General features: G+C 66.7%; 14 protein-coding genes. 4 read left to right on the top strand and 10 right to left on the bottom strand.

Going from position 1 to position 16,043, the window contains the following annotated elements; translation table 11 throughout:
• Nucleotides 1–114: 114 nt before the first annotated feature.
• Nucleotides 115–4,293 (bottom strand): DNA-directed RNA polymerase subunit beta, encoded by a 4,179-nt coding sequence (rpoB, locus tag ACT009_RS06495; protein ID WP_445193521.1) that lies wholly within the window; start codon nt 4,291–4,293, stop codon nt 115–117.
• A 366-nt stretch (nt 4,294–4,659) separates the two neighbouring features.
• On the opposite strand from rpoB, the gene ACT009_RS06490 reads away from it, so the two are divergent.
• Nucleotides 4,660–5,718, top strand: coding sequence for a hypothetical protein (locus tag ACT009_RS06490; RefSeq protein ID WP_445193520.1), 1,059 nt, complete (start codon nt 4,660–4,662; stop codon nt 5,716–5,718).
• 149 nt (nt 5,719–5,867) lie between these two features.
• Here ACT009_RS06490 and rplL read toward each other — a convergent pair whose 3' ends face one another.
• The 6 genes from rplL to ACT009_RS06460 form a co-directional block, all read right to left on the bottom strand.
• A complete protein-coding gene (gene rplL / locus ACT009_RS06485) occupies nt 5,868–6,242 on the bottom strand; it encodes a 50S ribosomal protein L7/L12 (RefSeq protein WP_445193519.1) in 375 nt (124 codons plus the stop codon).
• A gap of 67 nt (nt 6,243–6,309) precedes the next feature.
• A complete protein-coding gene (gene rplJ, locus ACT009_RS06480) occupies nt 6,310–6,825 on the bottom strand; it encodes a 50S ribosomal protein L10 (protein ID WP_445193518.1) in 516 nt (171 codons plus the stop codon).
• 540 nt (nt 6,826–7,365) lie between these two features.
• Nucleotides 7,366–8,058 carry a 50S ribosomal protein L1 gene (rplA, locus tag ACT009_RS06475; RefSeq protein ID WP_445194033.1) on the bottom strand — a complete coding sequence of 231 codons (693 nt, stop codon included), beginning with the start codon at nt 8,056–8,058 and terminating at the stop codon, nt 7,366–7,368.
• 1 nt (nt 8,059) lies between these two features.
• Complete coding sequence (gene rplK / locus ACT009_RS06470; RefSeq protein ID WP_375422040.1) at nt 8,060–8,491, bottom strand: 50S ribosomal protein L11; 432 nt, start codon at nt 8,489–8,491, stop codon at nt 8,060–8,062.
• A 130-nt stretch (nt 8,492–8,621) separates the two neighbouring features.
• Nucleotides 8,622–9,836, bottom strand: a complete 1,215-nt coding sequence (locus tag ACT009_RS06465) for a mechanosensitive ion channel family protein (protein ID WP_445193517.1) — start codon at nt 9,834–9,836, stop codon at nt 8,622–8,624.
• 60 nt (nt 9,837–9,896) lie between these two features.
• A complete protein-coding gene (locus ACT009_RS06460; RefSeq protein WP_445193516.1) occupies nt 9,897–10,907 on the bottom strand; it encodes a DNA topoisomerase IB in 1,011 nt (336 codons plus the stop codon).
• A 106-nt stretch (nt 10,908–11,013) separates the two neighbouring features.
• On the opposite strand from ACT009_RS06460, the gene ACT009_RS06455 reads away from it, so the two are divergent.
• Nucleotides 11,014–11,571 carry a type 1 glutamine amidotransferase domain-containing protein gene (locus ACT009_RS06455; RefSeq protein ID WP_445193515.1) on the top strand — a complete coding sequence of 186 codons (558 nt, stop codon included), beginning with the start codon at nt 11,014–11,016 and terminating at the stop codon, nt 11,569–11,571.
• On the opposite strand, the gene ACT009_RS06450 is transcribed toward ACT009_RS06455, so the two are convergent.
• From ACT009_RS06450 to ACT009_RS06440, 3 genes are read right to left on the bottom strand one after another with little or no spacing between them, the layout of a single operon-like run.
• On the bottom strand, nt 11,531–12,592 hold the full coding sequence (locus ACT009_RS06450; protein WP_445193514.1) for an acyltransferase family protein: 1,062 nt from the start codon (nt 12,590–12,592) through the stop codon (nt 11,531–11,533). The two genes, ACT009_RS06455 and ACT009_RS06450, sit on opposite strands and share 41 nt — an antisense overlap.
• Nucleotides 12,589–13,938 carry a putative O-glycosylation ligase, exosortase A system-associated gene (locus ACT009_RS06445; protein WP_445193513.1) on the bottom strand — a complete coding sequence of 450 codons (1,350 nt, stop codon included), beginning with the start codon at nt 13,936–13,938 and terminating at the stop codon, nt 12,589–12,591. The genes ACT009_RS06450 and ACT009_RS06445 overlap by 4 nt, the downstream gene beginning before the upstream one ends.
• Nucleotides 13,931–14,065: a hypothetical protein gene (locus tag ACT009_RS06440; protein WP_445193512.1), complete on the bottom strand. Its 135-nt coding sequence runs from the start codon at nt 14,063–14,065 to the stop codon at nt 13,931–13,933. The genes ACT009_RS06445 and ACT009_RS06440 overlap by 8 nt, the downstream gene beginning before the upstream one ends.
• 83 nt (nt 14,066–14,148) lie before the next feature.
• Between ACT009_RS06440 and ACT009_RS06435 the strand changes: the two genes are divergently transcribed.
• Together ACT009_RS06435 and ACT009_RS06430 are read left to right on the top strand one after the other, a co-directional pair.
• Nucleotides 14,149–15,384 carry a TIGR04063 family PEP-CTERM/XrtA system glycosyltransferase gene (locus tag ACT009_RS06435; protein WP_445193511.1) on the top strand — a complete coding sequence of 412 codons (1,236 nt, stop codon included), beginning with the start codon at nt 14,149–14,151 and terminating at the stop codon, nt 15,382–15,384.
• Nucleotides 15,384–16,037 carry a hypothetical protein gene (locus ACT009_RS06430; protein WP_445193510.1) on the top strand — a complete coding sequence of 218 codons (654 nt, stop codon included), beginning with the start codon at nt 15,384–15,386 and terminating at the stop codon, nt 16,035–16,037. Before ACT009_RS06435 ends, ACT009_RS06430 begins: the two co-directional genes overlap by 1 nt.
• The last annotated feature ends 6 nt before the right edge of the window (nt 16,038–16,043 follow it).

Genomic DNA, 16,043 nt, shown 5'->3' with positions numbered 1-16,043 from the left:
CTGGCTTGGATGGAAACCTGTAATCGTCACCCCGGGCCTGACCCAGGGTCCCGCTTCTTCTTCGACAAACGAAGGCAGCGGGACCCCGGCTCGAGGCCGGGGTGACGGTGGACACTACTCCGCCGCGATGGCGACGCCGTCCGCGTCCAGCGCATGGCTGGTCAGGTCGACGTTCAGGCCCAGCGAGCGCATTTCCTTCACGAGCACGTTGAAGCTCTCGGGGATGCCGGCCTCGAAGGTATCGTCGCCCTTGACGATCGCCTCGTAGACCTTGGTGCGGCCGACCACGTCGTCGGACTTCACGGTCAGCATCTCCTGCAGCGTGTAGGCGGCGCCGTAGGCCTGGAGCGCCCAGACCTCCATCTCGCCGAACCGCTGCCCGCCGAACTGTGCCTTGCCGCCCAGCGGCTGCTGGGTGACGAGCGAGTAGGGTCCGATCGAGCGTGCGTGGATCTTGTCGTCGACCAGATGGTGGAGCTTCAGCATGTAGATGATGCCCACAGTGACCTTACGGTCGAACATCTCGCCGGTGCGCCCGTCGAACAAGTCCGACTGGCCCGATGTGTCGAGCCCCGCCAGTTCCAGCATCGCCGACACGTCGCTCTCGCGTGCGCCGTCGAACACCGGGGTGCCCATCGGAATACCGGTCTTCAGGTTCTCCGCCAGCTCGACGATCTGGTCGCCGTCGCGTGCCTCGATGTCCGCGGCGTAATGTTCGCCGTAGACCTCGAGCAGGCGAGCCTTGACCGCGTCGGGCATCGCGCCGCCCTTCGCGTCGGGATTGGCCTCACGCCAATCCTCGAGCGCGACGTGGATCTGCTGACCCAGGTTGCGCGCCGCCCAGCCGAGATGCGTCTCGAAGATCTGCCCGACGTTCATCCGCGACGGCACGCCGAGCGGGTTGAGCACCAGGTCGACAGGCGTCCCGTCGGCGAGGAACGGCATGTCCTCCGCCGGCAGGATCCGCGAGATCACGCCCTTGTTGCCGTGACGGCCGGCCATCTTGTCGCCGGGCTGCAGCTTGCGCTTCACCGCGACGAAGACCTTCACCATCTTGAGCACGCCCGGCGGCAGCTCATCGCCCCGCTCCAGCTTCTCGCGACGATCGTGGAACTTGTCCGTGATCCGCTTGGCGGCTTCGTCATACTGCTGCTTGACGGCTTCCAGATCGCTCTGGACCTTGTCGTCGGCGACCGCGAACTTCCACCAATCGTGGCGGTCGACGCTGTCGAGCAGGTCCATGTCGATCATGCTGCCCTTCTTCAGGCCCTTCGGCGTCGCCGTCGCGGTCTGATCCAGCAGCATCTCGCGCAGCCGGCTCCAGGTCGCGCGGTTGAGGATCGTGCGCTCGTCGTCCGAGTCCTTCTTCAGGCGCTCGATCTCTTCGCGCTCGATCGCCATCGCGCGCTCGTCCTTGTCGATGCCGTGACGATTGAAGACGCGGACGTCGACGATCGTGCCCGACACGCCCGGCGGCAGGCGCAGCGACGTGTCGCGCACGTCCGATGCCTTTTCGCCGAAGATCGCGCGCAGCAGCTTCTCTTCCGGAGTCATCGGCGATTCACCCTTGGGGGTGATCTTGCCGACCAGGATGTCGCCCGGCTCCACTTCCGCGCCGATATAGACGATGCCCGCCTCGTCGAGGTTGCGGAGTGCTTCCTCGCCGACGTTCGGGATGTCGCGGGTGATGTCCTCCGGCCCCAGCTTGGTGTCGCGGGCCATCACCTCGAACTCGTCGATGTGGATCGACGTGAACACGTCGTCCTTCACGATGCGTTCGCTGATGAGGATCGAATCCTCGTAGTTGTAGCCGTTCCAGGGCATGAACGCGACGAGCGCGTTGCGGCCCAGCGCCAGCTCGCCGAACTCGGTCGACGGGCCGTCGGCGAGCACGTCGCCGGCCTGCACCACGTCGCCAACCTTCACCAGCGGACGCTGGTTGATGCAGGTCGACTGGTTCGAGCGCTGGAACTTCATCAGCGTGTAGATGTCGACGCCAGACTTGCCGGCATCGACCTCGCCGGTCGCGCGGATCACGATGCGCGCGGCGTCGACTTGGTCGACGATGCCCGCACGGCGTGCCGAGATCGCGGCGCCCGAATCGCGCGCCACGGTCTCTTCCATGCCGGTGCCGACGAACGGCGCCTCGGCGCGAACCAGCGGCACCGCCTGGCGCTGCATGTTCGAACCCATCAGCGCGCGGTTCGCGTCATCGTTTTCCAGGAACGGGATCAGCGATGCCGCGACCGACACCAGCTGCTTGGGGCTGACGTCCATCAGGGTGACGTTGTCGGGGAGCGCCATCAGGAACTCGCCCGCCTGCCGCGACGAGACCAGCTCCTCGCTGAACCCGCCTACGGTGTCGAGCTCGGCCGATGCCTGCGCGATGGTGTGCTTGGCCTCTTCCATCGCCGACAGATAGACGACGTCGTCAGTGACCTTGTGGTCGACGACCTTGCGGTACGGCGTTTCGATGAAGCCGTACTTGTTGACCCGGCTGAAGCTCGCGAGCGAGTTGATCAGGCCGATGTTCGGGCCTTCCGGCGTCTCGATCGGGCAGATCCGACCATAGTGCGTCGGGTGGACGTCGCGGACTTCGAAGCCGGCGCGTTCACGGGTCAGACCGCCCGGCCCGAGCGCCGATACGCGACGCTTGTGCGTCACTTCGGAGAGCGGGTTGGTCTGATCCATGAACTGCGAGAGCTGCGACGAGCCGAAGAACTCTCGCACCGCGGCAACCGCGGGCTTGGCGTTGATCAGGTCGTTCGGCATGACCGTCGACACGTCGACCGACGACATCCGCTCCTTCACGGCGCGCTCCATGCGGAGCAGGCCGACACGGTACTGGTTCTCCAGCAGCTCGCCGACCGAGCGCACGCGGCGGTTGCCGAGATTGTCGATGTCGTCGATCTCGCCGCGACCGTCCTTCAGGCCGACCAGCGTCTTGATCACCGCGAGGATGTCCTCGGTGCGCAGCGTCGTCACCGTATCCTCGGCATCGAGGTCGAGGCGCATGTTGAGCTTGACGCGACCGACCGCCGACAGATCGTAGCGATCCGGATCGAAGAACAGGCCCGAGAACAGCGACTCCGCGGTCTCCAGCGTCGGCGGCTCGCCGGGGCGCATCACGCGGTAGATGTCGGACAGCGCCTGCTCGCGCTCTTCGGCCTTGTCGGCCTTCAGCGTGTTGCGGATCCACGGGCCCGTCGAGACATGGTCGATGTCGAGCAGCTCAATGCGCTCGATCCCGGCCTTGTCGAGCAATTCGAGGTTCTCGGCGCCGATCTCGTCGCCGGCCTCGACGTAGATCTCGCCCGTCGTCTCGTTGATCAGGTCGTAGGCCGAATAGCGACCGTAGATCTCCTCGGTCGGAATCAGCAGTGTGGTGAGCCCGTCCTTCTGCGCCTTATTGGCGGCGCGCGGCGAGATCTTCTGGCTGGCCGCGAAAACGACCTCGCCGGACTTCGCATCGACGATGTCGAAGAGCGGCTTCACGCCACGCCAATTCTCGGGCGCGAACGGAATCTCCCAGCCGCCCTGGCCGCGGACATAGGTCACGCGGTTGTAGAAGTGGTTGAGGATGTCCTCGCTGGTCATGCCGAGCGCGTAGAGCAGCGCGGTGACCGGCAGCTTGCGCTTACGGTCAATACGGACGTTGACGATGTCCTTGGCGTCGAATTCGAAATCGAGCCACGAGCCGCGGTACGGGATGACGCGCGCGGCGAACAGATACTTGCCCGACGCATGGGTCTTGCCGCGATCATGATCGAACAGCACGCCCGGCGACCGGTGCATCTGGCTGACGATGACGCGCTCGGTGCCGTTGATGAAGAAGGTGCCGTTCTCGGTCATGAGCGGCATGTCGCCCATGTAGACGTCCTGCTCCTTGATATCGATGACCGACTTGGCCTCGGTATCGGGATCGACCTCGAACGCGGTCAGACGCAGCGTGACGCGCATCGGCGCCGCGTAGGTGATGCCGCGCTGACGGCATTCCTCGACGTCGAACTTCGGCGGCTCGAGCACGTAATCGTCGAAATCGAGATAGGCGGTGCCCGCGAAATCCTGGATCGGGAAGACGCTGCGCAGCGTCTTTTCCAGGCCGGACACATGGCCGGTCGACTTGTCGGAGCGCAAGAACTGTTCGTAGCTCTCGCGCTGGACCTCGATCAGGTTCGGCATCTGCACGACTTCGTGGATGTTGCCGAAGACCTTGCGAATGCGCCGCTTTGCGGTGCCGCCTTCGCTTCGGCGCTGCGATGCAGTGCCCGGATCGATCGCTTTGGTAGCCATGTAGCTTTTGCCTCGTCAGCCGAAATTGGACGCAGGGTAGGGACGCAAAAAAGCCGATCGCAATCGCTGCGTCGGCTTCTGGCGTCCAAGAACCGGCAGCTTCCCATTCGTACGATGCACTGCGCGACGGCGCATCATGTCCCGAAAGCTGTGGTGAAAGGCCGATATAGTGCGATGTTGGATCGAGTCAAACCCCGCCGCGCGAGATCGCCTTGGCGCAACAGGGCATTTCGCCGACTGCGGCGGGCGGTTGGTCGCACGGCTGATGGCACGCGCCTGCGGCGGCGTACAGCGGCGCCAGAGCTCGGCGGCATCGGCCGCGGCGCGACGCTTGTACGGGCGAGGCGGGGCACCCAGTTGAGGATGATGGCGATCAAGACGTTCCCATGGCGGTTCACGGCGCTGGCCGCGATTGCGACAGCCGCGCCGGCGGCCGCGCAACAGACGCTGCCAAGTCTGGAGACTTACAGTCTGCCACCGGGGCAGCCGACCGCGACGCCGACGCCGACGCCGACGCCGACCCCTACCCCGACAGCGGTGCCGATCCCCGCGCCGGCGACGGTGGTGCTGCCGGCCCCGACGCCTTCGCCGACGCCCAGCGGGCCGCTACGACGGACGCCTGTCCCGGTTACGCCGGTCGCTGCGCCGAGCGTTGTGCCGACGACGCAGCCTCTGCCGGTCGCGACGGAGTCAGCCGTTCCGGCTCCGGTGGTGCGACCGACGGTATCGCCTGTCGCGACGCCGAGTGCGCCGGCCCCGCTCGCGGAAGAGCGGGCGGGCGGCACGTGGCTGTGGCGGATCGGTGGGCTGGCGTTGCTCGCGGTGCTTGCGACCGTCGCGCTTCTACGGGGGCGCCGCTCGTCGCGTGACGAGGTGGAGGTCGAACCGGTCGAGGCGCCGCCGCTGCCTCCTATTGCGGCGGTGCCGGAAGAGCCGGTGGCGCGGGCGCGGCTGGGGCTGATGCTGCGGCCGACCAGAGCCGGCTTCAACATGCTGACCGCGACGGTCGAGGCCGAGCTCACCGTCGTCAACACGGGGGACGCGCCCGCGACCGACATCCGGGTCGCCCTCGCGCTGCTGAGTGCGCATGCCGATCAGGGTGCGGAGATCGCGGATCATTACACCCGGCCGATCGCGCGGCCCGCGGTGCCCGCCTTCGCACTGGCGCCGGGCGAGACCCGGGTCGCCCGGATCGTGGTGGCGCTGCCGCGAGACGCGATCCGCCCGATGACCGCGGGCAATCGCCCGATGTTTGTGCCGGTCGTCGCCGCAAATTGTCGCTATTCGAGCGGCGGGGCGAACGGGCAGGCGGTGCAGTCCTTCGTGGTCGGCATCGAACGCGACGATGCGGCGAAGCTGGCGCCGTTCTGGCTGGATCAGCCGGCCAAGATGTACGACCGGGTCGCTGCGCGGGCGCATGCGTAGCGCAAGGGATGCAGCGTTGGCCTAGGCCTCCGCTGCAAGGGGGGACCGATTGCCCCAAACGCAAAAAGGGCGGCCCCGCGGGACCGCCCTTTTCGTTGCTGCGGGCGTGCGGTGCGGCCGATGGCCGATCCACACGCGACGCTTGCGGCTTACTTGAGCTCGACGGTCGCGCCGGCTGCTTCCAGCTGCGCCTTGACCTTCTCGGCCTCTTCCTTGTTGACGCCTTCCTTGACGGCCTTCGGGGCCGACTCGACCAGCGTCTTGGCTTCGGTCAGGCCGAGACCGGTGAGGGCGCGGACTTCCTTGATGACGTTGATCTTCTTGCCACCGTCGCCGGTGAGGATCACGTCGAACTCGGTCTTCTCTTCGACCGCGGGGGCTGCGGCTGCGCCGCCGCCCGCCGGTGCTGCGACCGCTGCGGCCGCCGAAACGCCCCACTTCTCTTCGAGCATCTTCGAAAGCTCGGCGGCTTCGAGGACGGTCAGTTCGCTCAAGCTGTCAACCAGCGCGTTCAGGTCTGCCATGTTCATTCTCCGTATGCGGGGCGACGCCCCATCGATGTCAGTTCAAGATCTTCGAGCCTGAAGGGATTCAGGCGGCTTCCTTCTCGGCATACGCCGACAGGACGCGCGCGAGCTGGGCCGCGGGTGCCTGCGCGATCGTGGCGATCTTCGTGGCGGGTGCCACGATGAGACCGACGATCTTGGCGCGCAGTTCATCCAGCGACGGCAGCGTGGCGAGTGCCTGCACGCCGGCGACGTCGAGAGCGGTCGCCCCCATCGCCCCGCCCACGATTTCGAACTTGTCGTTCGTCTTCGCGAATTCGACCGCTACCTTGGCAGCGGCGACCGGGTCGATCGAGGAGGCAAGGCCCACCGGCCCGGTCAGCAGATCGCCGATCGAGAGGTAGTCGGTGCCGTCGAGAGCGATCTTGGCAAGCTTGTTCTTCGAGACCTTGTAGGTCGCGCCGGCGTCGCGCATCTTCCCGCGCAGCGCAGTGGACTGCGCGACGGTGAGGCCGTGGTTGCGGGTGACGACCACCACGCCGACCTCGGAAAAGGTGCGGTTCAGTTCGGCAACGAACTCGGTCTTCTGAGCACGATCCATGCCATTCTCCACGTGTCGGGACCGATCGCGGACGATCGATCCGGTTACAGACCGGTGGAGGAGAAACCCCGCCACCGGGGTTGTCCATCGATGGGGAAGGCACGCACCCGCATGCGGGTGGCAGGCCGGGCACGCAGAGCGCGCGCGGCAAGAAAGCTGTCCCCGTCTCGGTAGGAAATTAAGACCGGCACATTCCGGTCGCCCACTGTCTCGGACGGAAAGCCCGGCGAACCGGGCGATTGCGGGCTGTTAGCGGGTCGGGCTGGGAAGTCAATCGAGCAGGCGACCCAATCCTCCGGCGGCAGGGCAAAGTTGTTGCATATGACTTGCGACCTATCCCTATTTTTCCCGTCACCCCGGACGTGATCCGGGGTCCCGCTTGAGCGTGAAGCAGGTGGGGCTCACGCAAATCAGCGGGACCCCGGATCAAGTCCGGGGTGACGACAATGGTGGGACCTAGCGGGGGAGTGTCATGGCGACAAGAAAGGCCGGAAGATCGCTCTTCCGGCCCCTTTATTCACTACCAATCGACCGCGAGGCTTACGCGCCCGCGACCTCCGTGGTGTCGACCTTGATGCCGGCGCCCATGGTCGAGCTGACCGCGATCTTGCGAACGTACTTGCCCTTCGCGCCCGACGGCTTGGCCTTCACGACCGCGTCGACGAGGGCGTCGAAGTTGCGGCGCAGGTCTTCCTGCGCGAACGATGCCTTGCCGATGCCGGAATGGATGATCCCGGCCTTCTCGACGCGGTATTCGACCTGACCGCCCTTGGCGGCTTTCACCGCGTCGGCGACGTTCATCGTCACGGTGCCGAGCTTCGGGTTCGGCATCAGGCCCTTCGGACCCAGCACCTTACCCAGACGGCCGACGATGCCCATCATGTCCGGGGTCGCGATGCAGCGATCGAAGTCGATTGTCCCACCCTGGATCGTCTCCATCAGATCTTCGGCGCCGACCACGTCGGCGCCGGCGGCGAGTGCCTCCTCGGCCTTCGCACCGCGGGCGAACACGCCGACGCGGACCGTCTTGCCGGTGCCGGCGGGGAGGGTGACGACGCCGCGGACCATCTGGTCGGCATGGCGGGGATCGACGCCCAGGTTCAGCGCGACCTCGATGGTCTCGTCGAACTTCGACGTGGCGCCCGAACGTGCGAGCGCGATGGCTTCGTCGATCTGGTGCAGCTTCTCACGGTCGATCGTGATCGCCTTCTGCTTCTTGCTGATTGCCATGATCTTAGCCTTCCACCACTTCGAGGCCCATCGCGCGGGCGGAGCCTTCGATGATCTTGGTCGCAGCCTCGATGTCGTTGGCGTTCAGGTCCTTCATCTTCGCTTCGGCGACACCGGCGAGCGCGGAGCGCTTGATCTGGCCCGCGGAAATCTTGCCGGGCTCCTTCGAGCCGGACTTGAGGTTCGCGGCCTTCTTGATCAGGTACGTCGCGGGCGGCGTCTTGGTCTCGAACGAGAAGGAACGGTCAGCATAGACAGTGATCACGGTCGGCAGCGGCGTGCCCTTTTCCTGGTCGCCGGTCTGCGCGTTGAACGCCTTGCAGAATTCCATGATGTTGACGCCGCGCTGGCCCAGCGCAGGGCCGATCGGGGGCGACGGGTTTGCGGCGCCCGCGGGCACCTGCAGCTTGATATAGCCGGTAATCTTCTTTGCCATGTCTCACTCTTTTCAAGTTTAGCGGTTCGATCGGACGCGGATGACCGTGTCCTCCCGCAAGCTTCCCAACGCTGTCACGGTGGAAGCGGCGGCGGTTAGCCGCAATGCCGCCGATTTGCAACCGATGCGATCAGCCGCGGCGATCCTCGTTCTGGCCCGACGCTATATCGGCCGGGTCGATCGCGTGGACGTTCTGCACCTCGGGATAGGGCATGATCAGCGTGCCGTCGGGCGCGGCGGTCATCGTCGTCTGGGTCGGGAAGGCGATGTCGATCTTCTCGTCGTTCAGCCGTTTCAGAATGCCGATGCCGATCGCGGTGCGGCCGTCGTAGAAGCGGGCATAGTCGGCGCCGTCGCTGTCGAACTGAACCTCGAAATCGAGGCTCGACGCGCCGAACCCGACGAAGCCCGAGCGCACGAAGATCGCGCCATTGGCCTCCACCACCTCCTGGAACATCCCCGGCAGCCGTGCGCAGACGTCGGCGGGAGTCGCGTAGTTGACACCGATCGTGAACCGCGCGCGACGATGGTTGCGTAGCGTGTTGTTGAGGATTTCCTTGTCGAGCAGGTTCTTGTTCGAGATCACCCGCTCTTCGCCGTCGATACCGCGGATGCGGGTCGATTTCAGGCCGATGCCCTCGACCGATCCCGAGGCGGTGTCGTAGCTGATGTTGTCGCCGCGCCGGAACGGGCGATCGAAGATGATCGCGAGCGCCGCGAACAGGTCCGCGAAGATGCCCTGCGCGGCGAGGCCGATCGCGATGCCGCCGACGCCGAGCCCGGCGACGAGGCCAGTGACGTTGACGCCGATATTGTCGAGCACGACGATCAGCGCGACCGCGAACAGCGCGAACGTGACGAGGATGCGGATCAGCCCCATCGCGCTGCCGAGCGCCTCGCCCGAATAGGCCTCCGAGCGGGCGCGGTGTTCGACTGCGCCGAGGATGATCTCGCGCGCCCACACCGCCGCCTGGAACACCGAGGCGACGGTAAAAAAGAAGTCGATCGTCCGCGCGACCTGTTCGGGGGCGCCGGCGACGTTGAGAACCAGCTTCGCCGCCAGCGTGACGATGAAGAAGGTGTTGGTCCTGGTGATCGCGCGGCCGAAGACCGCGGGCCAGCCGGTGCCGCTTTCGCTGCGCCGCGCGAGCTTCGCGCCGAGGTTGCGCGCGGCGAACAGCGCGAAGGAGATCGCGGTCGCGATTCCTGCGGCGATCAGCATCTGGAGCCAGTGCGTCTGGATCCAGACGCTGGTGGCCTCGATCAGGTCGGAAAGCTGTTGCTGGATGTCGCGGGGTTCGATGATCGGCTGCTTGACGACCGCCGCAGTGGAATTCTTGGACATGGATGCTCTCGTCGAGCGGGCCGGTGACCCGCGGTCAGGTGGCGCGCCGCCTGCCGCGCATTATCCGCAAGCGGCGTCGGCCGCGGGCGGTGTGCCCTTTTCGAGGAACGCGATCAATCCGCACTCCTCACGGCTGAGATAGCGTCTCGCGCGGGGCAAGCGGAGCGCGGTGCGGAAACTCGACTGCCCTTTTTTCACGAGATCGATGAGCGACGGGTGAACATAGCTCTTGCGCGCGATCGCGGCGGTATTGCCGAGCTTGGCGACGACAGGCTCCAGCAGCGTCTTCAGGCTGAGATCGCGTTCGGCGGAGGCCAGCGCCTCGAATGCGGTGACGCTCGCCGCCCAGGTGCGGAAATGCTTGGCGGTGAAATCCTCGCCGGTCGCCTCGCGGATATAGGTGTTGACGTCCGACGAGGTGACGGGATGCGCCTCGCCATCGTCGTCGAGCCAGGCGAACAGATGTTCCTCGTCGAGGTCCTGCATCTTCTTGACGACGCGGGCGAGCGCACGGTCGGCGATCTTGACCGACCGTTCCTTCCCCGACTTGCCCTTGAAGCGGAGCTTCAGCGTCGATCCCGACACTTCGCCATGGCGGGTCCGCAGCGTCGTCGCGCCGAAGCTCTCGTTCGCCTCCGCATACGCCTCGTTGCCGACGCGGATGTGGGTGATGTCGAGCAGCCGTACCACCGCAGCGACTGCGCGGGTGCGCGACAGCGAGCGGGCGTTGAGATCGGCCTCGACCTTCTTGCGCAGCTTCGGCAGCGCATGGCCGAAATCGGCGCACTTCTCGTACTTGGCGGCTTCCTGAGCCTCGCGGAAGCCGAGATGGTAGCGATATTGCTTGCGGCCCTTCTCGTCCCAGCCGACCGCCTGGATGTGGCCGTTGGCCTTGGGATTGAACCAGGCATTCTGGTACGCGGGGGGCAGGCCGATCGCGTTCAACCGGTCGATCTCGTCGCGGTCGGTGATCCGCTCGCCTTTCGGATCCCAATAGCCCCAGCCGCCGCGAACCTTCTTGCGGGTGATGCCGGGTTTCGAATCGTCGGAATAAACAATCTTCGCTGCCACTCGATGCTCCACCGTACCAACGTCGGAAATGCCCGGCGTAGCGCTTCGTTCCGGAACGGTGGCGCCGCCGGCGGGTTGAGCGGACGCGTGTTCACAGGAGTTTACCATGGCCGATCTTTCGCAAGCCCGCGTGTTGATGCTCGCCACCGACGGGTTCGAAAACGACGAATTGTTCAAGCCGCGCCAGGCGCTGATCGACGCGGGGGCGAAGGTGACGCTCGCGTCGATCAAGACCGACGCGATCCAGGGCGAGAAGGACGGCGAGAAGGGCGACACGATCACGCCGGACATCGTGCTGGAGGATGTCGATACCGACGACTATGACGCACTGGTGCTGCCAGGCGGAGTCGCCAATCCCGACACGATGCGGATGCAGGAACGCGCGATCGAGATCATCAGCGAGTTCATGGAGGACGAGAAGATCGTCGCCGCGATCTGCCATGCGCCGTGGCTGCTGGTCGAGGCCGACGTGGTCGACGGGCGTCAGGTGACCAGCTGGCCGTCGATCCGCACCGATCTGGAGAATGCCGGCGCCGACGTGGTCGACGAGCAGGTGGTGGTCGATCAGAATCTGATCACCAGCCGCAAGCCCGACGACATTCCCGCGTTCAACGAGGCGATCATCAACGCGCTCGTGGAAGAACTCGCGGAAGAGGACGCCTGACCGGGAGGGCGTTGATCCAGCGTTGTGCGGGTTTCTCCACATAGCGGTAGAGACCCGCCGACGCGGCCAGCACGATCAGCAGGTATAGCGCGATCAGCGACGGCGGGACCGCCGTCGCGTCGCGGACCAGTGTCAGCTTGAAGAACTTCCACAGTAGGTAATGGCTCAGATAGGTGGCGTAGCTGATCTCGCCGAGGCGGTGGAGGGTGCTTTCGAGATTGCCCGACGACGGGCGGCGGGTTTGGTGCTTCGCCAGTGCGAGCAATGAGGCTGCGAAGGCGGCGGGGACGACCAGCGTCTCCGGCGCGCCGGCGATCCACGCGATCAGCGACAGCGCGGCGGCGATGATCGAGGGCGCTACGGTGCGAACCCGTAGCCACAAGGCGGCAACGATGGTGCCGGTGGCGAATTCGGTCAGGCACCGAACCAATCCGAAGCGCGGAATGTCGGTGCCGAGCCCGGGCTGGTCGCGCATCGCGAGGTGGAGCGTCAGCAGCAGCGCGGCGGCGAGCGCCAGCAGCGTCGCGGTGCGCAGCCGCCGCCAGTCGACCGCGGTCGCCAGCAGCGGGAACAGCAGATAGGCGGCAAGCTCGCAGCTGATCGACCAGGCAGGATCGTTCCAGTGCAGCGCCGACGTCAGTCCCCAATTCTGTACCAGCAATATGTGAAGCGGCAGCTCGGCACCCGGAAAGGCCGGGTCGGCGCGCCCGGTGGCGGCGAGCAGCAGTGCGAGCGCCGCGGCCGCGGTGAGCATGACCGCGTGGAGCGGCCAGATCCGCGCGATCCGCCGTTGCCAGAACCGGGCGACCGCTTGTGCGCCGCCATCGCGGAGTCGCTCGTGCCAGGCCAGCCAGATGACGAAGCCCGACAGCAGAAAGAAGAAATCGACCGCAAGATAACCCTTGCCGAGCGCGGCGACGAGCGGGGCGGGAAGCCCCGCGATTGACAGCCGGATATGGTAGAGCACCACCAGCCACGCCGCGACCCCACGCGCGATGGTCAGGCCGCGCAGCTCGGTCATGCGGGTTGCAGCCGGGATGTGCGCATCGGCCTGAAGCTGGCGGCGGCAGCACGGCGGCTTAGATAGGTATCGAGCCCGATTTGTGCGCCGATCAGCATGTAGACGAACGGCTGGAACGCTATTGCGATAAACGCCGCGCCGAGCAGATAGACCAGATGCGCGGATTGCAGCGCCCCTGCGAGCGATCCCGCCCACGCGAACTCGCCGTCCGGATCACCATAGCGCCGCCGCAGCATCTCCATGCGGACCAGCCCGATGAGGCTGATCGTCAGCCACAGGATCAGCCCCGGATAGCCCTGTTCGCCAAGCATCTCGAAATAGGCGCTGTGATAGGCGCGCGCCTTGTCGACCTCGACCCCGTTGCCACGATTGCCGGCGCCCGCGCCGCCGCCGCTGGTGTCGAGATCGTAGCGGATGCGATTCTGGCGATACGCCTCGAACCCGCCGCCGAAGGGATGATCCTTGGCGTAGTCGATCGTCCATTGCCACACCGCCAGCCGCGTCGAGGCGGATTCGTCGGCCTTGTAGGTCTTGATCGTGTTCATCCGGTCGGTGAAGGCGGAGGGCAGGAACGGCACCGCGATCACCGCGAGCGCGGCGAGGCTGCCTAGATACAGCGCGCGCCGCTTGACGGTGCGGAACGACAGCGCGGCGAGCAGCGCGATGCAGACCAGGCCGGTCCGTGTCGAGGTGCCGATCGGGATCAGCAGGCATGCGCCGATCAGCGCGATGCAGAAACTCTTCAGCCGCCAGTCGGGTGGGAACACCGTGCCGAATTTCATGAACCACAGGATCAGCGGGATGATCGCGATCGCGACGGTGGAGATCGTGCTGCCCTCGTACAGGCCGCTGTTGTTGTCGACCATCAGGTTGAGCGTGCCGTAACCGCCCCCGGTCGCGAGCGTCTTGATGCCGCCGATGATGATGATCGACGACGCCGACAGGATCATGAACAGCAACAGCGTCTCGATGCGCAGGCGGGTACGCAGCGTCAGCGGCAGGAACGCGGCGAAGGCGAGCGCCTTCCACACCCAGCTCCATTTCTCCTGCGCCTCGACCGGGAAGTCGGCAACGCCGGTGGTCGCCCAGCAATAGAAGAGCAACAGCAAGATGAGCGCCTGGCGCGGCGCGACGCGGGCGTTGCGCTTGTCGTCGGCGAGCAGCCAGCCTCCGATCGCGAGCGCGGCGGCGATCATCGAGATCGGCACCGCGTTGAGCAGGAGATAGGTCAGCCGCTGCGGCGAGACGATGTCGACATAGACATAGGCGCACACCAGGAGAAACGGCCGCCGAAGCCCCATCCCGAACAGCGCGGCGAGGAACGCGACGAAGACGAGATCACGCAAGCGGCGGCTTCCGGCGGCGGCTGGTCCCGTCCTCCGACTCGCGATCGAGCCGCGGCATCTTCAGCAGCCGCCAGCCTGCGAGCAGCATCAGGCCGTGGCTGAGGGCGAGCGCGAAGTTGTCGATCATGCGGCGGCCCTCCTTCCCTCGGCCGGGCTGTAGGGCAGGGCGGTTGACGCGGCGTTAAGTGGCGGCGTGGCAGGCGGGGCGTCATGCGCATCCTCCATGTTCTCGATCACGGCCTGCCGCTGCAGAGCGGCTATACCTTCCGCACGCGGGCAATCCTGAAGGCGCAGGAGGCACTCGGGTGGACGGCGGCGGCGGTGACCGGGCCGCGGCAGGGGCCCGCATGCGACGCCGTCGAATTGGTCGACGGGATCACCTTCCACCGCACCGACGCGGCGATGCCGCGGGGGCCGATCGGCGAGATCGCAGGGATCGCGGCATTCGCGCGGCGGATCGAGGCGGCGGCGGATGCCTTTCGGCCGGACATCATCCATGCACATTCGCCGGTGCTCGGCGCGATCGCGGCGTTACGGGTCGCGCGTCGGCGGGGGTTGCCGCTGGTCTACGAGATCCGCGCCTTCTGGGAGGATGCCGCGGTCGGCAACGGCACCGGGCGCGAGGGATCGGCGCGCTACCGGGCGACCAAGGCGCTGGAGACCTGGGCAGTGCGGCGCGCGGACGCGGTCGCGGTGATCTGCGAAGGATTGCGCGGCGACCTGGTCGCGCGGGGGATCGCGCCGGGGAAGATCATCGTGTCCCCCAACGGTGTCGATCTGACGCTGTTCGGCACGCCGCCAGCGCGGGACGAGGCGCTCGCGCGCGCACTGTCGATCCAGGGCGGGGACGTGATCGGGTTCATCGGCAGCTTCTACGATTACGAAGGGCTCGACGACCTGATCGCGGCGATGCCCGCCATCGTCGCACGCCGCCCCGCGGCCAAGCTGCTGCTCGTCGGCGGCGGGCCGATGGCGGATACATTGCGGGCGCAGGCCGCGGCGTCGAGCGCCGCAGATGCGATCCGCTTCGTCGGGCGGGTGCCGCATACCGAGGTGGAGCGCTATTACGGGCTCGTCGACATCCTCGCCTACCCGCGCAAGCGGATGCGGCTGACCGATCTGGTCACGCCGCTGAAGCCGCTGGAGGCGATGGCCCAGGGCAAGCTGGTCGCGGCGTCCGACGTCGGCGGCCACCGCGAGCTGATCCGGCACGGCGACACCGGCATCCTGTTCGCGCCAGACGACCCCGCCGCGATCGCCGAGGCGCTGGTCGCGGGGTTCGCGGATCGCAGCGGCTGGGAGGCGCAACGACGCCGCGCACGCGACTTCGTTGACAAAGATCGTAACTGGTCGTCAAACATTCGTCGTTACGAGCCTGTTTACCAGCGGCTGGTGAAGGCCGCGCCGATGGACGACCGATGGCTGCGATTACCCGTTCAAGCTTGATGCGCTGGATCGCCCCGATGGGCGCGTTGCTCGCCTGGGGGGCGGTGACGTCGTCGCTGCTGCTGATGGATGCGTTCGCGTTCGAGGAGCTGGTGGTCGGCACCGGCCTGTCGACCCTGGTCGCCGCGGCCGAACCGCCGCTCGGCCGCCTCGCGGTCACCGCGATCGCGCTCGGCGCGGGTGCGCTCGCGGGGCTGGTCATGTGGTCGGCGCTGTTCCTGCTGTTCGGTCCGGGCGGGTTGTTCAACAAGCTGGCGGTCGGTAGCGACGGCCGGCCCGTGGTCCGGCACGCCGACACCCATCCCGACGCGCCGCCGCGCCGGCCCTTGTCCGCGCACAGCGATCTCGGCGCGCCGCCCGCCGCCGATCCCGGCCCGCCGCCCGCAGTGCGCCCGATCCCGTCCGACCTCGACCAGCCGATCGCCGCCTTCCATCCCGCCGCGATCCCCGAAATCCCGCGCGAGCCGGTCCGCCCGGTGGCGCCGTTGGTGCCGCAGCCGCTCGCCGCGGGCGAATGGATCGAGACGGTCGACCTGACCCCGTCAATGCCCGACATCGGCGTGCAGAACGATGTCGACACGATCAAGCCGACGATCGAATCGTTGCTCCAGCGGCTCGAAACCGCGCGGCCGCGGCGCTTGCAGACCCGCTGACGAAAG

The organism is Sphingomonas sp. Tas61C01 (assembly GCF_052567495.1).
Note: the sequence above shows the minus strand (reverse complement) of the source record. Positions and strands in the feature narration are given on the sequence as shown.

Excerpts from the sequence above, each read along its gene's own strand:
- rpoB (WP_445193521.1), bottom strand. The coding sequence starts at position 4,293 with ATGGCTACCAAAGCGATCGATCCGGGCACTGCATCGCAGCGCCGAAGC.
- ACT009_RS06490 (WP_445193520.1), top strand. The coding sequence starts at position 4,660 with ATGGCGATCAAGACGTTCCCATGGCGGTTCACGGCGCTGGCCGCGATT.
- rplL (WP_445193519.1), bottom strand. The coding sequence starts at position 6,242 with ATGGCAGACCTGAACGCGCTGGTTGACAGCTTGAGCGAACTGACCGTC.
- rplJ (WP_445193518.1), bottom strand. The coding sequence starts at position 6,825 with ATGGATCGTGCTCAGAAGACCGAGTTCGTTGCCGAACTGAACCGCACC.
- rplK (WP_375422040.1), bottom strand. The coding sequence starts at position 8,491 with ATGGCAAAGAAGATTACCGGCTATATCAAGCTGCAGGTGCCCGCGGGC.
- ACT009_RS06465 (WP_445193517.1), bottom strand. The coding sequence starts at position 9,836 with ATGTCCAAGAATTCCACTGCGGCGGTCGTCAAGCAGCCGATCATCGAA.
- ACT009_RS06455 (WP_445193515.1), top strand. The coding sequence starts at position 11,014 with ATGGCCGATCTTTCGCAAGCCCGCGTGTTGATGCTCGCCACCGACGGG.
- ACT009_RS06450 (WP_445193514.1), bottom strand. The coding sequence starts at position 12,592 with ATGACCGAGCTGCGCGGCCTGACCATCGCGCGTGGGGTCGCGGCGTGG.
- ACT009_RS06440 (WP_445193512.1), bottom strand. The coding sequence starts at position 14,065 with ATGATCGACAACTTCGCGCTCGCCCTCAGCCACGGCCTGATGCTGCTC.
- ACT009_RS06435 (WP_445193511.1), top strand. The coding sequence starts at position 14,149 with ATGCGCATCCTCCATGTTCTCGATCACGGCCTGCCGCTGCAGAGCGGC.
- ACT009_RS06430 (WP_445193510.1), top strand. The coding sequence starts at position 15,384 with ATGCGCTGGATCGCCCCGATGGGCGCGTTGCTCGCCTGGGGGGCGGTG.